This is a genomic window from Brachybacterium sp. HMSC06H03 (assembly GCF_001807385.1).
Taxonomy (GTDB): Bacteria; Actinomycetota; Actinomycetes; order Actinomycetales; family Dermabacteraceae; genus Brachybacterium; species Brachybacterium conglomeratum.
This window is the reverse complement of sequence record NZ_KV788716.1, coordinates 1-16,510: the sequence shown is the minus strand read 5'-3', so window position 1 is coordinate 16,510 and position 16,510 is coordinate 1. Positions and strand designations below refer to the sequence as shown.

At 72.5% G+C, this 16,510-nt stretch carries 14 protein-coding genes and 2 pseudogenes; 10 read left to right on the top strand and 6 right to left on the bottom strand.

Annotated features, from left to right (window positions below; translation table 11 throughout):
• Together HMPREF3159_RS05190 and HMPREF3159_RS05185 are read right to left on the bottom strand one after the other, a co-directional pair.
• A pseudogene (locus tag HMPREF3159_RS05190) lies at nucleotides 1-551 on the bottom strand (hypothetical protein); the annotation flags it as partial.
• Between the two features lie 89 nt (nucleotides 552-640).
• Nucleotides 641-1,267: pseudogene (locus HMPREF3159_RS05185) on the bottom strand (GNAT family N-acetyltransferase).
• Between the two features lie 186 nt (nucleotides 1,268-1,453).
• Between HMPREF3159_RS05185 and HMPREF3159_RS05180 the strand changes: the two are divergent.
• From HMPREF3159_RS05180 to HMPREF3159_RS05160, 5 genes are all read left to right on the top strand, one after another.
• On the top strand, nucleotides 1,454-2,116 hold the full coding sequence (locus tag HMPREF3159_RS05180) for a 5-formyltetrahydrofolate cyclo-ligase (protein ID WP_070499983.1): 663 nt from the start codon (nucleotides 1,454-1,456) through the stop codon (nucleotides 2,114-2,116).
• Nucleotides 2,117-2,188: 72 nt separating this feature from the next.
• Nucleotides 2,189-2,509, top strand: coding sequence for an FmdB family zinc ribbon protein (locus tag HMPREF3159_RS05175; protein ID WP_070499982.1), 321 nt, complete (start codon nucleotides 2,189-2,191; stop codon nucleotides 2,507-2,509).
• Between the two features lie 80 nt (nucleotides 2,510-2,589).
• Nucleotides 2,590-3,222, top strand: a complete 633-nt coding sequence (locus HMPREF3159_RS05170; RefSeq protein WP_070499981.1) for an SAF domain-containing protein — start codon at nucleotides 2,590-2,592, stop codon at nucleotides 3,220-3,222.
• Between the two features lie 61 nt (nucleotides 3,223-3,283).
• Nucleotides 3,284-3,706: a large conductance mechanosensitive channel protein MscL gene (gene mscL / locus HMPREF3159_RS05165; protein WP_070499980.1), complete on the top strand. Its 423-nt coding sequence runs from the start codon at nucleotides 3,284-3,286 to the stop codon at nucleotides 3,704-3,706.
• A 175-nt stretch (nucleotides 3,707-3,881) separates the two neighbouring features.
• Nucleotides 3,882-4,886, top strand: coding sequence for an HhH-GPD family protein (locus HMPREF3159_RS05160; RefSeq protein ID WP_083305804.1), 1,005 nt, complete (start codon nucleotides 3,882-3,884; stop codon nucleotides 4,884-4,886).
• A gap of 37 nt (nucleotides 4,887-4,923) precedes the next feature.
• On the opposite strand, the gene HMPREF3159_RS05155 is transcribed toward HMPREF3159_RS05160, so the two are convergent.
• From HMPREF3159_RS05155 to HMPREF3159_RS05140, 4 genes are all read right to left on the bottom strand, one after another.
• On the bottom strand, nucleotides 4,924-5,445 hold the full coding sequence (locus tag HMPREF3159_RS05155) for an amino-acid N-acetyltransferase (protein ID WP_070499979.1): 522 nt from the start codon (nucleotides 5,443-5,445) through the stop codon (nucleotides 4,924-4,926).
• Nucleotides 5,442-6,233, bottom strand: coding sequence for a DedA family protein (locus tag HMPREF3159_RS05150; protein WP_070499978.1), 792 nt, complete (start codon nucleotides 6,231-6,233; stop codon nucleotides 5,442-5,444). The genes HMPREF3159_RS05155 and HMPREF3159_RS05150 overlap by 4 nt, the downstream gene beginning before the upstream one ends.
• A 171-nt stretch (nucleotides 6,234-6,404) precedes the next feature.
• Nucleotides 6,405-8,993: an ATP-dependent Clp protease ATP-binding subunit gene (locus tag HMPREF3159_RS05145; protein WP_070499977.1), complete on the bottom strand. Its 2,589-nt coding sequence runs from the start codon at nucleotides 8,991-8,993 to the stop codon at nucleotides 6,405-6,407.
• A gap of 104 nt (nucleotides 8,994-9,097) precedes the next feature.
• Nucleotides 9,098-10,369, bottom strand: coding sequence for an alpha-L-fucosidase (locus HMPREF3159_RS05140; RefSeq protein ID WP_070499976.1), 1,272 nt, complete (start codon nucleotides 10,367-10,369; stop codon nucleotides 9,098-9,100).
• Between the two features lie 189 nt (nucleotides 10,370-10,558).
• On the opposite strand from HMPREF3159_RS05140, the gene HMPREF3159_RS05135 reads away from it, so the two are divergent.
• The 5 genes from HMPREF3159_RS05135 to HMPREF3159_RS05115 all read left to right on the top strand — a co-directional run bounded on the left by HMPREF3159_RS05135 (nucleotide 10,559) and on the right by HMPREF3159_RS05115 (nucleotide 16,459).
• Nucleotides 10,559-12,040 carry a malate:quinone oxidoreductase gene (locus HMPREF3159_RS05135; protein ID WP_070499975.1) on the top strand — a complete coding sequence of 494 codons (1,482 nt, stop codon included), beginning with the start codon at nucleotides 10,559-10,561 and terminating at the stop codon, nucleotides 12,038-12,040.
• A gap of 61 nt (nucleotides 12,041-12,101) precedes the next feature.
• On the top strand, nucleotides 12,102-12,887 hold the full coding sequence (locus HMPREF3159_RS05130; protein ID WP_070499974.1) for a (Fe-S)-binding protein: 786 nt from the start codon (nucleotides 12,102-12,104) through the stop codon (nucleotides 12,885-12,887).
• A gap of 106 nt (nucleotides 12,888-12,993) precedes the next feature.
• Nucleotides 12,994-14,631: a lactate utilization protein B gene (locus HMPREF3159_RS05125; RefSeq protein WP_070499973.1), complete on the top strand. Its 1,638-nt coding sequence runs from the start codon at nucleotides 12,994-12,996 to the stop codon at nucleotides 14,629-14,631.
• Nucleotides 14,628-15,479, top strand: a complete 852-nt coding sequence (locus HMPREF3159_RS05120) for a LutC/YkgG family protein (RefSeq protein WP_070499972.1) — start codon at nucleotides 14,628-14,630, stop codon at nucleotides 15,477-15,479. The genes HMPREF3159_RS05125 and HMPREF3159_RS05120 overlap by 4 nt, the downstream gene beginning before the upstream one ends.
• Complete coding sequence (locus HMPREF3159_RS05115) at nucleotides 15,476-16,459, top strand: aldose 1-epimerase family protein (protein WP_083305803.1); 984 nt, start codon at nucleotides 15,476-15,478, stop codon at nucleotides 16,457-16,459. The genes HMPREF3159_RS05120 and HMPREF3159_RS05115 overlap by 4 nt, the downstream gene beginning before the upstream one ends.
• The last annotated feature ends 51 nt before the right edge of the window (nucleotides 16,460-16,510 follow it).

Here is a 16,510-nt window from a genome sequence, read left to right as displayed (position 1 = left end):
GCCTGCTCGGCGCGTCGACGCGCGGTCTCGGCCTCGGCCCGCTCCTGACGGGCGCGGGTCGCGGCGCGGGTGCGGCGGGCCCGACGGTCCAGCTCGGCACGACGCAGCCCCACCAGGAACACGCCGAGCACGACCGCTCCGAGGACCGGCGGCCACCAGGGCAGCACGCTCGCGACCGCGCCGACGACCAGCGCGGCGGTGAGGGCGATCAGCCCGATCAGCACCCCGCGCATGAGGCGGCGCGAACGGCCGCGCTCCTCGCCGAGGTCGACGCGGGTGCCGGGGTCGGTGTCGAAGCGGGGCCGACGGGTCGGATCGGCGGGACGCATGAGCAGGCGGTCCTGGGGCATGGGGGTGGTCACCTCGGCAGACGAGCGGCGGGCGTGGACGGCCTCGGAGAGATCCCGGGCCTGGGGCGACATCCCGGCCTCGTCCGCGGCGCGGGCGCGGCCCATCACCTCGCGACGGGCGGCGGTGCGCGGCAGCGCGTACACCAGCCACAGCAGCAGCAGGCCGCCGAAGAGGACGGCACCGAGATTGATCGACTCCACACAGCCACAGTAATGACACCGACGTGATTCGCCTGGTCACGGAGCGGGCGTGTCGGCGAGCAAATCCGTGCGCCGCGCCACCGCGGGGCTCAGCCGGTCGGTGCGGGGCTCGGATGCTCGCGATGCAGTCGGCGCAGGACCCCGTAGCCGGCGTGGTCGGTCGCGACCTCCTCGGCGGTCAGCGCGAAGACGAGGTGGTCGCGCCAGCCGCCGTCGACGTGGATCGCCGCGCGGCGCAGCCCCTCGGGCCGCAGGTTCAGCTTCTGGACCACGCGCAGGCTCGGCGCGTTCTCGGGCCGCACGGTCACCTCGACCCGGTGCAGGCCGAGCTCGGCGAAGAGGTGGTCGATCACCAGCGCCGCCGCGCGCGGCGCCAGTCCGCGGCCGGCCATCTCCCGGTCCACCCAGTAGCCGAGCACCGCCGAGCGGACCGCCCCGTACTAGATGGGGCCCGCGGTGATCTGCCCGACCACCCGTCCGCCGACGACCATCGCGAGCGGGAGGGAGGTCCCCAGCCGCGCCTGCTCCTCTGCCCAGCGGCGCAGGGTGCGGAAGTCCGCGGGCCCGCGCTCGCTCAGCGGGTCCGTCGCATCCCACGGCCGCAGCCAGTCGGCGCTGCGGGCACGCAGCCGCTCGAAGTCTCCGCGGTCGCGCCGTCGCAGCGGGCGCAGCGTCAGCTCCCCGTCGCGCAGGACCAGAGGCCACACGTGAACCATCGCGTCATCGTAGACGTCCGACGGACTCGCCTGCGCGTTCTCCCGCCGTGTGCGACTCTGGGCCGCGGACGCCCGGCCTCGGCCGATGCGCCGCCGCCCGGGGCCTCCCGCCCCCGGGTCGGCGCGCCGGGCGGAGAGCCGGCGCCTGCGCAGGAGCAGCGCGCGCAGCAGGAGAAGGAGGCACTCGTGGACGAGCAGCTCGTGGACAAGCAGTCGGAGAAGAAGGCGCTGCGCACGACGCTGCGCGCGGACCGGCGTGCCGTGTACGGCGAGGACCCCGCCCGGCGCTCCCGCGAGGCGGAGGCGATCCTCGCGCATGCCGCGGGGATCGTCGCGGACATCGAGGCTCTGGCCGCTCGTCGGGAGGAGGCCGGGGAACCGGCCCCTCGCGTCGCCGCCTTCCATCCCACCCCGACGGAGGCCGACGTGATGCCGCTGGCCTCCGCCCTCGCCGCGCGGGGCGCGGAGCTCGTGTTCCCCGCCGCCGCCGGGGCGGAGCTCGAGTGGATCCGCTGGGACGGGGTCTCCGCCTTCGCCGACTCCCCCGGCCGCGGATTCGGGAAAGAGCCGGCGGGCGAGCGCCTCGGGCCCGATGCGCTCTCCGAGGCGGTGCTGGTGCTCGCCCCCGCGCTCTCCGTGGACCACTCCGGCACCCGGATCGGGCACGGCGCCGGCTACTACGACAGGGCGCTGACCACCCTTCCGGCCGAGGCGCGGGTGGTGGTCGTGATCCATCCGCACGAGCTGCTCGAGGCCGGGACGCTCCCGCGCGAGGAGCACGACGTGCCGATCCGCGAGGTGCTCACGGCCGACGGGATCGTCTCGCTGGTCACCTCCGATCCCGCCTGAGCGCCGCGCGGTCGTAGACTTCCTGAGGCCGCCCGTGCGCGGCCCGCACATCGACCATCCCGGAGGACCCGCGTGCCCACGTACGTCTATGCCTGCAAGAACTGCGGACATCGTTTCGAGCAGTACCAGAGCTTCAGCGAGGACTCGCTGACCACCTGCCCCGAGTGCGCGCAGGAGGCGCTGCGGAAGGTCTTCGACTCGGTGGGCATCGTCTTCAAGGGCTCGGGCTTCTACTCGACGGACTCGGCGACCTCGGGCGCCTCCACCGTGGGCGGGGGCTCCTCCTCCGACGGGGCGGGCAGCACCGCCTCGTCCTCGGAGGGATCGGCCGGCTCGTCCTCGGCCGGCTCCTCGACGGGCTCCTCCGCGCAGCCCGCCGCCGCGGCCTCCTGACCTCTCCTCCCCATCGCCCCGCCGTCCACTGCGGGGCGCGATCCCTCGCGCCGTCGCGGAGGCGGCCCTAGCGTCGGGGCATGCTCACTCGACTGCTCCCCCACCTGCCGACATGGCGCCGGGCCCTGCGCCGTCGGCGCCGCACCCTGGCCGTGCTCGTCGTGGCCGCCGCCGCGGTGCTGCTGGTGCCCTCGCTCGTGCCGGGCTCGGTGACCGGGACGGAGGTGGTGGTCGCCGCCGAGGACCTGCCGACCGGCACCGCCCTGGAGGCGGAGCAGATGCGCACCGTCGAGGTCGCGAGCTCGCTGGTGCCCTCCGGTGCCGCGACCGCTGCGGAGGACCTCGTGGGAGAGCGCCTCGCCGCCCCGGTCGCCGAGGGCGGACCGATCCTCGCCGGGGACCTCCTCGGCGCCGGCGAGGACCCCCTCCCCGAGGGGACGGCGCTGCTGGCCGTCCCCGTGCCGGAGGTGCTGCTGCCGCATCTTCGATCGGGGACGCGGATCGAGCTGCTGATGAGCGATCCCGTCGACGGGTCCACGACCCGCCTCCCCGCGGAGATCCGTTCCCTCTCCGCCGCCGCGACGAGCACGGGAGCGCTCAGCACAGGGACCGATACCGGTGTCCAGGCGCTCGTGCTCGTGGACCGGCAGCGGTCCGGAGAAGTCGCTCACGCTCTCGGCACGTCGAATGTGACGGTGTCGGTGATCCGCTAGAGTCCGAGCGGGCCGTGACTTCGGTTCTCCCTCATCCCCCCCATCTTGAGAAGGAACTCCCATGAAGGGCTTCAAGGACTTCGTCATGCAGGGCAACGTCATCGACCTCGCGGTCGGTGTCGTGATCGGCGGCGCGTTCACCGCGCTGGTCACCGCCTTCGTCGACAACCTCATCAACCCGGTCGTCGCCGCCGCGGGCGGCGCGGACAGCGTCGAGGGCTTCGGCTTCAAGATCTTCGAGAACAACGAGGCGACCTTCATCAACTTCGGTGCGGTGATCTCCGCGATCATCACCTTCCTGATCACCGCGGCCGTCGTCTACTTCGTCTTCGTGCTGCCGATGACCAAGGCCCGCGAGATGGCGAACCGCAATAAGAACCTGGACGAGGAGATCGAGGCGGCTCCCGAGGACATCGTGCTCCTCTCCGAGATCCGCGACCTGCTCAAGACCCAGAACCCCCAGGGCGGCAACCCCCAGGTCTGATCCTGGTCCATTCCACCCTGGCGCGGCATCGCCCGCGCACCCCACGACGGGGGCGGCACCACCTGGTGCCGCCCCCGTCGTCGTTCCCGGGGTGGACGTCGTTCCCCGGGCGGGCCCCGCGCGCGAAGCCGGTGCCCGCCCCGGCGCCGGGGCGGGATGCGATACCGTCCCCCGGGTGACCCGCTCCCACACCGCCCCGAAGGGCACGACCCGCCCCGCGGCGCCCGCCGTCCCGGGCACGGAGGACGAGGCCGCTGCGGCCGGTCCGGACCTCGAGGCGATGATCGAGGCGACGATCGCCTGGTACGCGGAGACCGCCCGCGACCTCCCCTGGCGCTCTCCCGACGCGCCGGCCTGGGGGATCCTCGTCTCCGAGGTGATGCTGCAGCAGACCCCCGTGGTGCGGGTGCTGCCGCGCTGGCTGGAGTGGATGCAGCGCTGGCCCGAGCCGGCCGCCCTCGCCGACGCCCCGACCTCCGAGGTGCTGCGCGCCTGGGATCGGCTCGGCTATCCGCGCCGCGCGCTGCGCCTGCAGGAGTGCGCCCGCGAGATCGTGCGCGCGCACGGGGGCGTGGTCCCCCGCGGCGAGGAGCGGCTGCGATCGCTGCCCGGGATCGGCGAGTACACCGCCGCCGCGGTCACCGCCTTCGCCCACCACGACCGCGCCGTGGTCGTGGACACCAACATCCGGCGCGTCCTCGCCCGCGCCGTCCGCGGCAGGGCGCTGCCGGACCGCTCCTACTCCGCCGCCGAACGGGCGCTCGCCACGCACACGCTGCCCGCGGAGCGTGAGCGGTCGGTGGCGTGGAACCAGGCCGTGATGGAGCTCGGCGCGCTGGTGTGCACCGCGCGGACGCCCCGCTGCGCCCAGTGCCCCCTCGCGGGGATCGGCTGCGCGTGGGTCGCCGCGGGCCGCCCCGGGCCCGAGGAGGACACGCGACGCCGTCAGTCCTTCGAGGGGACGGACCGGCAGATGCGCGGGCGGATCATGGCGCTGCTGCGCGAGCAGGGCGCGGCCGCTCCTGCGATGCTCGCAGCGCTGGATCCCGAGGATCCGGTGCGGGTGGAGCGCTGCGTGCGCTCCCTGCTGGCCGACGGGCTCGCAGCGGTGGCGGAGGAGGGGGGAGACGCCGCCGCGGCGGGCCACGCCGGCGCGCTCCCCGGCCTGCGTCTGCCCTGAGGCACCGCGCATGCCCTGAAGCACGGTGCCGACGGGCTCAGGCGCTCCGGTCGAGCTGCTTGATCATGCGGGTGTTGCCCAGGGTGTTGGGCTTGACCCGGGCGAGGTCCAGGAACTCCGCGATCCCCTCGTCCGGGGAGCGCAGCAGCTGGCTGTAGATCTCCGGGTCGACCGTCTCGGCCATCTCCTCGAAGCCGTGCCGTGCGAAGAACTCGACTTCGAAGGTCAGGCAGAAAACGCGCTCGAGGCCGAGCTGCACGGCCCGGTCCAGCAGCGCCTCGAGCAACCGGTGGCCGAGGCCCGTGCCGCGCACCGTGTCGGACACGGCGAGCGTGCGCACCTCCGCGAGGTCCTCCCACATCACGTGCAGGGCGCCGCATCCCACCACCGTGCCGTCCTCGTCGACCGCGACGAGGAACTCCTGGACGGCCTCGTAGTAGGAGACGAGGTCCTTGCCCAGCAGGATCCCGGTGTGGGTCATCGGCTCGACGATCGCGTTGATGGCGCGGACGTCGGCCGGGAGCGCGGGACGGATCTGTGCGGCGGTGCCTGAGGTCATGCGGGGCTGTCCTCTCCGTGGACGGTGGTGGCGGCGTCGGCCTCGGCGTCCGCGCCGGGGCCGGTGCCGACGGCGGAACCGGTGCCGACGCCTGTGCCGGTCTCGACGGCGGAGCCGGCCTCTGCGTCGGCCTCGGGATCGCGGCGCTCGGCGCGACGGTCGAGCCAGCGGTGCACCGCCGCGATGATCCGCTCGACCACCAGTGCCATCACGATCGCGGCGACGAGCGCCACGGTGATCGCGAGCAGGTGGTTGTTCTCGAACCAGGCGCCGGCGACCGCGCCGATCGCGCAGGAGTACACCGCCCATACGAAGGTGGACAGCAGCGAGCGGGGCCAGAACAGGCGGTGCGGGTAGTGCACGGCGCCCGCGACGAGGTTCACGGCGGTGCGGCCGAAGGGGATGTAGCGGGCCGTCATGAGGAAGACCAGGGCCCGCTTGCGCAGCCCGTTCTCCGCTGCCTCGACCGCGCGTCGACCCTTGCCCCCGCGCAGGAAGCGGAAGCGCTCCCAGCCGATCTTGTTGCCCAGGAGATAGCCGAGGTTGTCCCCGGTGAAGGCACCGGCCCAGGCCGCCAGCCCGATCAGGATGATCGAGGGGCTTCCGGAGCTCGACCACAGCGAGGACAGGGACACGATCGTCGACTCGCTGGGGACGGTCGGGAAGAAGCCGTCCAGGGCGGCGAAGGCGTAGACGACGAGGTGGACCCACCAGGCGTCGCCGATCTGGAGGATCCAGTCCTCCAGGACGCCGGTCAGCGAGAGGAGACGATCGAGCAGCTCTCCCATGGGTCCTTCCGGTCTGGGGTCCCGCGGCCCCCGTGGGGGCCGCTGCGCTCCGGGACGTGATCCCGTGACCGGTGATCCCGGTCCGGGAGTGCTCCGCGCTCCGGCGAGCGACCGGAGGCGGATCGGTCACGGCCCGGCTCCCGCGGACGGGGGCCGGGCCGTGGCCCGAGCTCAGGAGGCGCTGGCCTCCGCGCTGTCGGGCGTGCTGTCGGCGCCGTCCGCGCCGTCGGCGTGGGTGACGTCCTCGGCGCGGGCCTGGGTCATCGACTCCACGTCGACCACATCGGAGATCGGCTCGAGGGAGCCGTCCTCGCCGCGGCGGGCGAAGGTGAGATCGCCCAGCAGGCCCTCGCCCTCGGCGTCGACCACGATCTGGTCGCCGACCTGGACCTGACCGAACAGGATCCGCTCGGAGAGGGAGTCCTCGATGTCGCGCTGGATGGTGCGGCGCAGCGGCCGCGCGCCCAGCACGGGGTCGTAGCCCTTCTCGGCCAGCAGGTCCTTCGCGGGCTGCGTGAGCTCGAGCGTCATGTCGCGGTCCTGCAGGCGACGCGAGAGCTTCGCGACTTCGAGATCGACGATCTGGATGATCTCGGTCCTGGACAGCTGCGGGAAGACCACCACGTCGTCGACGCGGTTGAGGAACTCGGGCTTGAAGTGCTGCTTGAGCTCCTCGTGGACCTTCGACTTCATCCGCTCGTAGTCGGTGGAGAGGTCGCCGCCCGCGGTGAAGCCCATGGAGACGCCCTTGGCGATGTCCCGGGTGCCGAGGTTGGTGGTCATGATGATGATGGTGTTCTTGAAGTCCACCACGCGGCCCTGGGAGTCGGTCAGGCGGCCGTCCTCCAGGATCTGCAGCAGCGAGTTGAAGATGTCCACATGGGCCTTCTCCACCTCGTCGAACAGCACGACGGAGAACGGCTTGCGGCGCACCTTCTCGGTGAGCTGGCCGCCCTCGTCGTAGCCGACGTAGCCGGGGGGCGAGCCGAACAGGCGCGAGGCGGTGTGCTTCTCGCCGAACTCCGACATGTCCAGCTGGATGAGCGCCTCCTCGTCGCCGAAGAGGAACTCGGCCAGGGCCTTGGCCAGCTCCGTCTTGCCCACGCCGGTGGGGCCGGCGAAGATGAACGAGCCGCCGGGCCGCTTGGGATCCTTCAGACCCGCACGAGTACGGCGGATCGCCCGGGAGATGGCCTTGATGGCCTCGTCCTGCCCGATGACGCGCTTGTGCAGCTCGTCCTCCATGTTCAGCAGGCGCGAGGACTCCTCCTCGGTGAGCTTCACGATCGGGATGCCGGTGGAGGCGGCGAGGACCTCGGCGATGACCTCCTCGGAGACGGTGGTCACCGCGTCGGACTCGCCGTGGCGCCAGGCCTTCTCCTTCTCGTCACGCTCGGACTTGAGCTTCTGCTCCTCGTCGCGGAGGTTCGCGGCGAGCTCGAAGTCCTGCCCGTCGATCGCCTCCTCCTTCTTCTTCCGCACCTCCTCGATGCGGGAGTCGAACTCCTTGAGCTCCGGCGGCGCGGTCAGGCGGCGGATGCGCAGGCGGGCGCCGGCCTCGTCGATCAGGTCGATCGCCTTGTCCGGCAGGAAGCGGTCGTTGACGTAGCGGTCGGCGAGGTTCGCCGCGGCGACGAGGGCGGAGTCGGTGATGGTCACCTTGTGGTGCGCCTCGTAGCGGTCGCGCAGGCCCTTGAGGATCTCGACCGTGTGCGCGACCGAGGGCTCGTCGACCTGGATCGGCTGGAAGCGACGCTCGAGCGCGGCATCCTTCTCGATGTGCTTGCGGTACTCCTCGAGGGTGGTCGCCCCGATGGTCTGCAGCTCGCCGCGGGCCAGCATGGGCTTGAGGATGCTGGCGGCGTCGATCGCGCCCTCGGCGGCACCGGCCCCGACGAGGGTGTGGATCTCGTCGATGAACAGGATGATGTCGCCGCGGGTGCGGATCTCCTTGAGCACCTTCTTCAGGCGCTCCTCGAAGTCACCGCGGTAGCGGGAGCCCGCGACCAGGGAGCCGAGGTCGAGGGTGTAGAGCTGCTTGTCCTTGAGCGTCTCGGGGACGTCCCCGGCGACGATCGACTGGGCGAGGCCCTCCACGACGGCGCTCTTGCCGACGCCCGGCTCGCCGATCAGGACGGGGTTGTTCTTGGTGCGGCGGCTGAGCACCTGCATGACCCGCTCGGCCTCGCCCTCGCGCCCGATGACCGGGTCGAGCTTGCCGTCGCGGGCGGCCTGGGTGAGGTTGCGGCCGAACTGGTCCAGCACGAGCGAGCCGGAGGGCTGGCCCTCGGAGGGGCCGCCGGCGTTGGCCGGCTCCTTGCCCTGGTAGCCGGAGAGGCGCTCGATGACCTCCTGGCGCACGGCCGACGGCTCGGCCTTGAGGCGGGAGAGCACCTTGACGGCGGTGCCCTCGCCCTCGCGCAGCAGACCGAGCAGGATGTGCTCGGTGCCGATGTAGTTGTGGCCGAGCTGGAGCGCCTCGCGGAGGCTCAGCTCGAGCACCTTCTTGGCACGCGGGGTGAAGGGGATGTGGCCCGAGGGGGTCTGGTTGCCCTCGCCGATGATGTCGCGGACCTGCTCGCGCACGGCGTCGAGCGTCACGCCGAGGGCCTCGAGCGCCTTCGCGCCGACACCCTCGTTCTCGTGGATCAGGCCGAGCAGGATGTGCTCGGTGCCGATGTAGTTGTGGTTGAGCAGGCGGGCCTCGTCCTGCGCCAGGACGACGACGCGACGCGCCCGGTCGGTGAACCGTTCGAACATGGTCCTCCCCCATTCGGTGGTGGTGATGGATCGAGAGTACGCGGATCGGGCGGGGATTCCCCGTGTGTTCGCCGCTGGCGTGACGTCTGTTCCGCCCGGGGCGATCAGAGGCTCGGCGGCGTCCTCGGCACTCGGCGCGCGCCGGTGAGATCCGGTGCCGGTGCGGAGCTCGGACGATGCACGCGCACCGCCTCGATCACGGCGCCCTCGCCCTCGGTCTCGAGGCGGAGGTGCGAGGTGCGGACCGGCGCGGGCAGGCGGTGGATCCGTCGCACCCCGATGCTGCCGCCGGCGGCGAGCACCGTGCCGTCCTCCGTGAGGACGCGATGGGCGATGATGCGCTGGCCCTCCTCGAGGCGCTCGACCAGCTCGAGGTGCTCGATCTCGATCTCCTGCCCGAGGTCGACCTCGACCCGGTCCCCGTCGGCGGCGAGCGCTCCCTCCCGGGGTTCGCCGAAGCGGTCGCGCAGGGCGGCGGCGAGCTCGCGGACCCGCGCGGCGTCGGCCGGGTCGATGCGGCCTCGCCGGTCCGGCGGGATGTTCAGCAGCAGGTTCGCGCCGAGCCCGATCGAGCGGTCGTGGATCGCCAGCAGGTGGGGCAGGGACTTCGGCTCCTCCCCCTCCTGCCAGAACCAGCCGTCGCGCAGGGAGACGTCGCACTCCGGCGGGAGATAGCGGGGCTCGGCCGTGGTCAGCACCTCGTCGTCGTAGTTGTTCAGGTCCGCGCTGGTGGTGACGTACCGGACGGGATCGGAGGCGAGACCGTCCTCGTTGCCGACCCAGCGGATCGTCGCGGGCCCCATGTTGAAGACCATCGCGCCGGGCTGGAGCTCGGCGATGAGCGCGCCGATCGCGTCCCAGTCGTACTCGCGCCCGGCGGAGCCGGCGCCGTCGAACCACAGCTCGTAAAGCTCGCCGTAGTCCGTGCACAGCTCTCGCAGCTGGGCGAGGTAGAGCGCGTCGTAGGCGACGGGATCCTCGTACTCGGGCGCGTGGCGGTCCCACGGGGAGAGGTAGAGGCCGAGCCCCAGACCGTGGCGCCGACAGGCGGCCGCGACCTCGGCGACGAGGTCGCCGTCCCCGCCGCGCCACGGGGAGGAGGACACGGAGTAGTCGGTCGTCGACGTCGGCCACAGGCAGAACCCGTCGTGGTGCTTCACGGTCAGCACCACGTAGCGCGCGCCGAGCTCCGCGGCCAGCACAACCCATTCCTCGGCGTCGAGGTCCGAGGGGTCGAAGATCTCCGGCGGCAGGCTCCCGTCGCTCCACTCCCGGCCCGCGAAGGTGTTGACCCCGACGTGGAAGAAGACCCCGAGCCCGTCGCGCTGCCAGGCGAGCTGGGCGGGGGTCGGGGCGAGAGGCGGCATCGTCGGCATGCGCCCATCCCATCACGACGACGCCCGCCGCGGGCCCAGGAGCCACCGCACCCTGCGGAGGGCGATAGTCTGACGGACGAGATCGCCCGGAGGGTGCACGGCCCACGCCGTCATCCCCCGCAGCGGCACCCGAGCCTCGCCCCGTGCGGCGCCCGCACCGGCGCGAGGAAGCATTTCGAACGGAGAGACATGGCAGACCTGGACGTGACCCGCGCGGACGCGGTGCTGATCGGCGGCGGCATCGCCAGCGCGACCCTCGCCGCGATGCTCACCGAGCTCGAGCCGGACTGGGACATCGTGGTCCTCGAGCGCCTGGACTCCCTCGGCGCGGAGTCCAGCGACGCATGGAACAACGCCGGGACCGGGCACAGCGCGCTGTGCGAGCTGAACTACACCCCGCAGGACGTGGACGGCTCCGTCAGCCCCGCCAAGGCCATCGCGATCAACGAGCAGTTCCAGGTCTCGCGCCAGTTCTGGACCCACCTCGTGGAGAACGACCGGATCGGCGACCCCTCCCGCTTCATCCACACCGTCCCGCACATGAGCTTCGTGCACGGGATGGAGAACGCGGACTACCTGCGACGCCGCCACGAGGCCCTCGTCGCCAACCCGCTCTTCGACCGCATGGAGTTCACCACCGAGCACGCCCGGCTCGCCGAGTGGGCGCCGCTGGTCTCCGAGGGCCGACCGGTCACCGAGACCATCGCCGCGACCTGGTCGCCCGACGGCACCGACGTCGACTTCGGGGCCCTGACCCGGGAGATGCTCGACTTCGCCTCCCGCGCCGGGACCACCGTCGCCACCGGCTCCGAGGTCGTGGACCTGCGCCGCATGGGCAACGACTGGGGCGTCATGGTGCGCAGCACGGCCGACGACTCCCTGCGCGTGGTGCGCGCGCCGTTCGTGTTCGTCGGCGCGGGCGGCTACGCCCTGCCGCTGCTGCAGAAGTCCGGGATCGAGGAGATCCGCGGCTTCGGCGGCTTCCCGATCTCGGGCCAGTGGCTGCGCTGCACCGACCCGGCCGTCATCGCGCGGCACGACGCGAAGGTGTACGGCAAGGCCGCCGTCGGCGCCCCGCCGATGAGCGTCCCTCACCTGGACACCCGGTACGTCGGCGGGAAGCGCTCGCTGATGTTCGGCCCGTACGCGGGCTGGTCGCCGAAGTTCCTCAAGTCCGGCTCCTACACGGACCTCTTCGAGTCGATCAAGCCCTCGAACCTCACCCAGATGATGGCGGTCGCGCCGCCGAACCTCGACCTCATGGTCTACCTCGGCTCGCAGCTCGCCGCGACCACCCACAAGCGCTTCGAGGCGCTGCTGGAGTACATGCCGGACGCCGACATGTCCGACTGGGAGGAGGTCACCGCCGGGCAGCGCGTCCAGGTGATCGCCCCCGACAAGAAGAAGCACGGCGTGCTGCAGTTCGGCACCCAGCTGATCACCGCGGCCGACGGCTCGATCGGCGGCATGCTCGGCGCCTCCCCCGGCGCGTCGACCGCGACGAGCATCATGCTCACGATGCTCGAGAAGATGTTCCCCCAGCGCATCGAGGCGTGGCGACCCGCGCTGCAGACGATGGTCCCCAGCTGGGGCACCCACCTCTCGGAGGATGCGGAGCTCGCGCATCGCACCCTCGAGCGGACCGCCGCCGCCCTCGACCTCACCCACTGAGAGCCACCCGGCCTCGCCCACTGCGCGTCGACGACGACGCCTCGCCGCCCCAGGAGAGCTCATGCGGATCTCGCTGATGACCACCTGTCTCGTGGACGTGATGGCCCCGGACGTCGCCCGGGCCACCGTCACCGTCCTGGAGCGGCTGGGCCACGAGGTGGTGTTCGACAGGCGGCAGACCTGCTGCGGCCAGATGCACACCAACTCCGGCTACTACACCGAGGCCGCGCCGATCGTGCGCTCCTTCGTGGACACCTTCGAGCCGGCGCTCGAGGAGGTGGACGCGATCGTGATGCCCTCGGGCTCCTGCACCGGCTGCGTCCGCGACCAGCACGCGCTGGTCGCCCGGCACGAGGGCGACACGGCGCTCGAGGAGCGCGCCGCCGCGGTCGCCGCGAAGACCTACGAGCTCTCCGAGCTGCTGGTGGACGTGCTGAAGGTGACCGACGTGGGCGCGTACTTCCCCCATTCGGTCACCTACCACCCCACCTGCCACTCGATGCGCTTCCTGAAGGTGGGGCCGCGCCCGCTGAAGCTGCTGCGCGCGGTCGAGGGCATCGAGGTGAAGAACCTGCCCGAGTCCGACACCTGCTGCGGCTTCGGCGGCACCTTCTCGGTGAAGAACGACGCCACCAGCGACGCGATGGTCACCGACAAGGCCGCGAACGTCGTCGCCTCCGGTGCGGAGTTCGTGGTCGCGGGGGATGCCTCGTGCCTGATGAACATCGGCGGGAAGCTGCGCCGCACCGGGGCGGCGCCGAGGTCGGTGCATCTCGCACAGATCCTCGCCTCGACGAAGGAGGACCCCTTCGTCCCGTCGGAGACCATCCTCGGGAGGGCGTCATGAGCACCTGGACCGGTCGACGAACTGCGAGGAACGAGCGGGAGGAGATGGTCGAGAGCCGCTCCGCCGGTCGACGAACTGCGAGGAACGAGCGAGAGGAGATGGTCGCATGAGCACCGTCCAGCTGGGCATGCCGACCGTCCGCCCCCAGCACGCCTCGCCCGTCTCGACCCTGCGGGGCGAGCGCGGGTTCCCGGAGGCGGCGCGGGAGGCGCTGGGCGATGCGATCCTGCGCGCGAACATGCGCCACGCGACCTCGACGATCCAGGCCAAGCGCGCCGGGGCGGTGCGCGAGGTGCGCGACTGGCAGAAGCTCCGCAGCGCCGGCAGCGCCCTGAAGTGGCAGGTCACCGATCATCTCCCGGAGCTGCTCGAGCAGCTCGAGGAGTCGGTGGCAGCCGCCGGGGGCGTCGTGCACTGGGCCCGCGATGCCGAGGAGGCCTCCGAGATCGTCACCCGCCTCGCCCTCGAGCGCGATGCCCGGGAGGTGCTGAAGGTCAAGTCGATGGCGACCCAGGAGATCGGCCTGAACGAGGCGCTCGCGCATGCGGGCATCCGGGCGATCGAATCCGATCTCGCCGAGCTCATCGTCCAGCTCGCGGACGACACCCCCTCCCACATCCTGGTCCCAGCGATCCACCGCAACCGCGCGGAGATCCGCGAGATCTTCCTGGCGGCGATGCCGGAGCTCGATCCGTCGATCACCGACGACCCGGCCGAGCTCGCGGAGGCGGCGCGCCGCTTCCTGCGCGAGAAGTTCCTGGACATGCCCGGCTCGGTCGCGATCTGCGGGGCGAACTTCGCCGTCGCCGAGACGGGCACGCTGGTGGTCGTGGAGTCCGAGGGCAACGGGCGGATGTGCCTGACGCTGCCGCGGACCCTGATCTCCGTGGTCGGGATCGAGAAGATCGTCCCCACCTTCCAGGACCTCGAGGTGTTCCTGCAGCTGCTGCCCCGCTCCTCGACCGGGGAGCGGATGAACCCGTACACCACCCTGTTCACGGGCGTGCACGAGGGCGACGGCCCCGAGGAGTTCCACCTGGTGCTGCTGGACAACGGGCGATCGTCGGTGCTGGAGGACCCCGAGGGGCGCAGCGCCCTGCACTGCATCCGCTGCTCGGCCTGCCTGAACGTGTGCCCGGTCTATGCGCGCACGGGCGGCCACGCCTACGGCTCCACCTATCCCGGCCCGATCGGCGCGATCCTCTCCCCGCAGATGACGGGCATGAGCGGCACCGACGACCCGAACTCGACCCTCCCCTACGCCTCGAGCCTGTGCGGCGCCTGCTACGACGTGTGCCCGGTGAAGATCGACATCCCCGAGATCCTCGTGCACCTGCGTGCGAAGGACGTGGACCGGCGCCGGGAGGCGCGCGGCGAGTTCCACGGGAGCTGGGACCTGGCGCTGAAGGGCGCGAGCCGCCTGATGTCCTCCCCTCGCGCCTACGACCTCGCCGTCCGCTCGGCGAAGCCGCTGTCCTCGCTGCTGCCCGGCGCGAACATCGGACGGCTCCCGGGGGCGCTGCCTATCATCCCGGGCTGGACCGACCACCGCGATCTGCCCAGTCCCCCGCAGTCCTTCCGGTCCTGGTGGGACGAGCGCGAGAAGGAGCGCGTCGCTCGGGGCCCGGAGGGACCGACGTCCGACGGGCCCGGCGAGAACGGCCGCGCGCGGTCGGTCGACGGCCCCGCCCCGGACGGTGATGCATCGCCCGTCGGCACCCCCGACGGAGAGGAGCAGCCGTGAACGACTGGACCGACGCCCGCCCCGCCCGCACGCCGGGGATGAGCGCGAAGGAGGAGATCCTCGCCCGCGTGCGCACCGCGCTCGCGGCCCCGCGCCGCGATGCGGTGACCGGCGCCGAGGACGTGCCCCGCGACTACCAGCGCTCCGATGACAGGCAGGAGCTCGGCACCGCCCCGGAGAAGGTCCGCGACGTGCTCGTCCAGCGGCTCCAGGACTACACCGCGGTGGTGCACCGCACCACGGCGTCGGAGCTCCCGGCCGCGATCGCCGAGGCGCTCGGCGACGCCGCCTCGGCGGTGGTCCCCGCCGGTCTGCCGCCCCAGTGGATGCCGCCGTCGGGCGTCGCGGTCACCGTCGACGACGGCACCGCCTCGCCCCGGGAGCTCGACGGGATCGACGCCGTGCTCACCGGCTGCCACACCGCCATCGCACTGACCGGCACGATCGTGCTGCGGGGCGACGATCTCGGCGGCAGGCGCGCGATCTCGCTGGTCCCGGACCGGCACGTCGTGGTCGTCGAGGCCGAGCAGGTCGTGCTCGGGGTGCCGCGCGGCATCGAGCGCATGGCCGAGGATCCCCGTGCCGCGTGGACGATGATCTCCGGGCCGAGCGCGACCAGCGACATCGAGCTCGACCGCGTCGAGGGCGTGCACGGACCGCGCCGTCTCGAGGTCGTGCTCGTCGAGCCCGAGCCGACGCCGACGCCGACACCCGAGCCCGAGTCCGAGTCCGAGCCGACACCCGAGCCGGAGACGTCACCCGCACCGGAACCCGGCCCCGACGCCCCCGCCCGCCCTCCGGCCGACAGCGGCCACACCACCCCCACCTCCCAGGAGAGCAGCCGATGACCACTCCCCTCACGCCCGCCGACCTCGGCGCCCCCGCCGACGCTCCCGGGGACGCGGGCCGTGCCGCCCGCGATCGCGGCGACCTGCTGGTCCTCGTCGCCGGGGACTACCGCGCCGAGATCTCCACCGTCGGCGCGACGCTCGAGTCCCTCACCGTCGGCGGTCGGGATCTCGTGCTCCGCAGCCCCGAGGAGGGGCCGATGCTGTTCTACCGGGGCGCGATCGTGGCGCCCTGGCCGAACCGGATCGGGGACGGCACCTACGTGTGGGACGGCGAGGAGCTGCGCACCCCGCTCAGCGAGCCCGAGCGCGGCAACGCGCTCCACGGGCTCGTCTCCTTCCAGTCCTTCACCCCCGCGTCGGTGGGCGAGGACGAGGTGGTGCTGCGCACCGAGCTGTTCCCCACCCCCGGCTATCCCTTCCACCTGCTGCTCACGGTCCGCTGCGCGCTCTCCCCTGAGGACGGCCTGACCACCACGGTCACCGCCCGGAACCTCGGCCGGCGCGACGCCCCCTACGGGGTGTGCCCGCATCCCTATCTCGTCGCCGGCCCCGAGCCGCTGGACGAGTGGTCGCTGCAGGTCGCGGCGGGCACTGTGCTGACGGTGACCGAGGACCGGCTGCTGCCCACCGGCACCGCCCCGGTCCCGCCCGGCGATCCCTTCGACTTCTCCGCTCCGCGCGTTCTCGGCGACCTGTTCATCGACCACGCCTTCACCGACCTCGCCCGGGACGCGGAGGGGCGCCTGGAAGTCGCCGTCACCGCTCCCGGCGGCACCGGGGTGGAGCTCACCGCCGGTCCCGAGTGCCCGTGGCTCCAGATCCACACCGGGGACCGCCCGGAGACGGAGCACCACCGCCGCGGCCTCGCGGTCGAGCCGATGACCTGCCCGCCGGACGCCTTCCGCAGCGGCACCGACGTGGTGCGCCTTGCTCCGGGCGACGAGCACGCCGCCTCTTGGAGCATCCGCGGCTGGTGACCAGCTGATCGGCGCGGCGGACCCGACGGCGGGCGGGGCACGCCGCGCCGG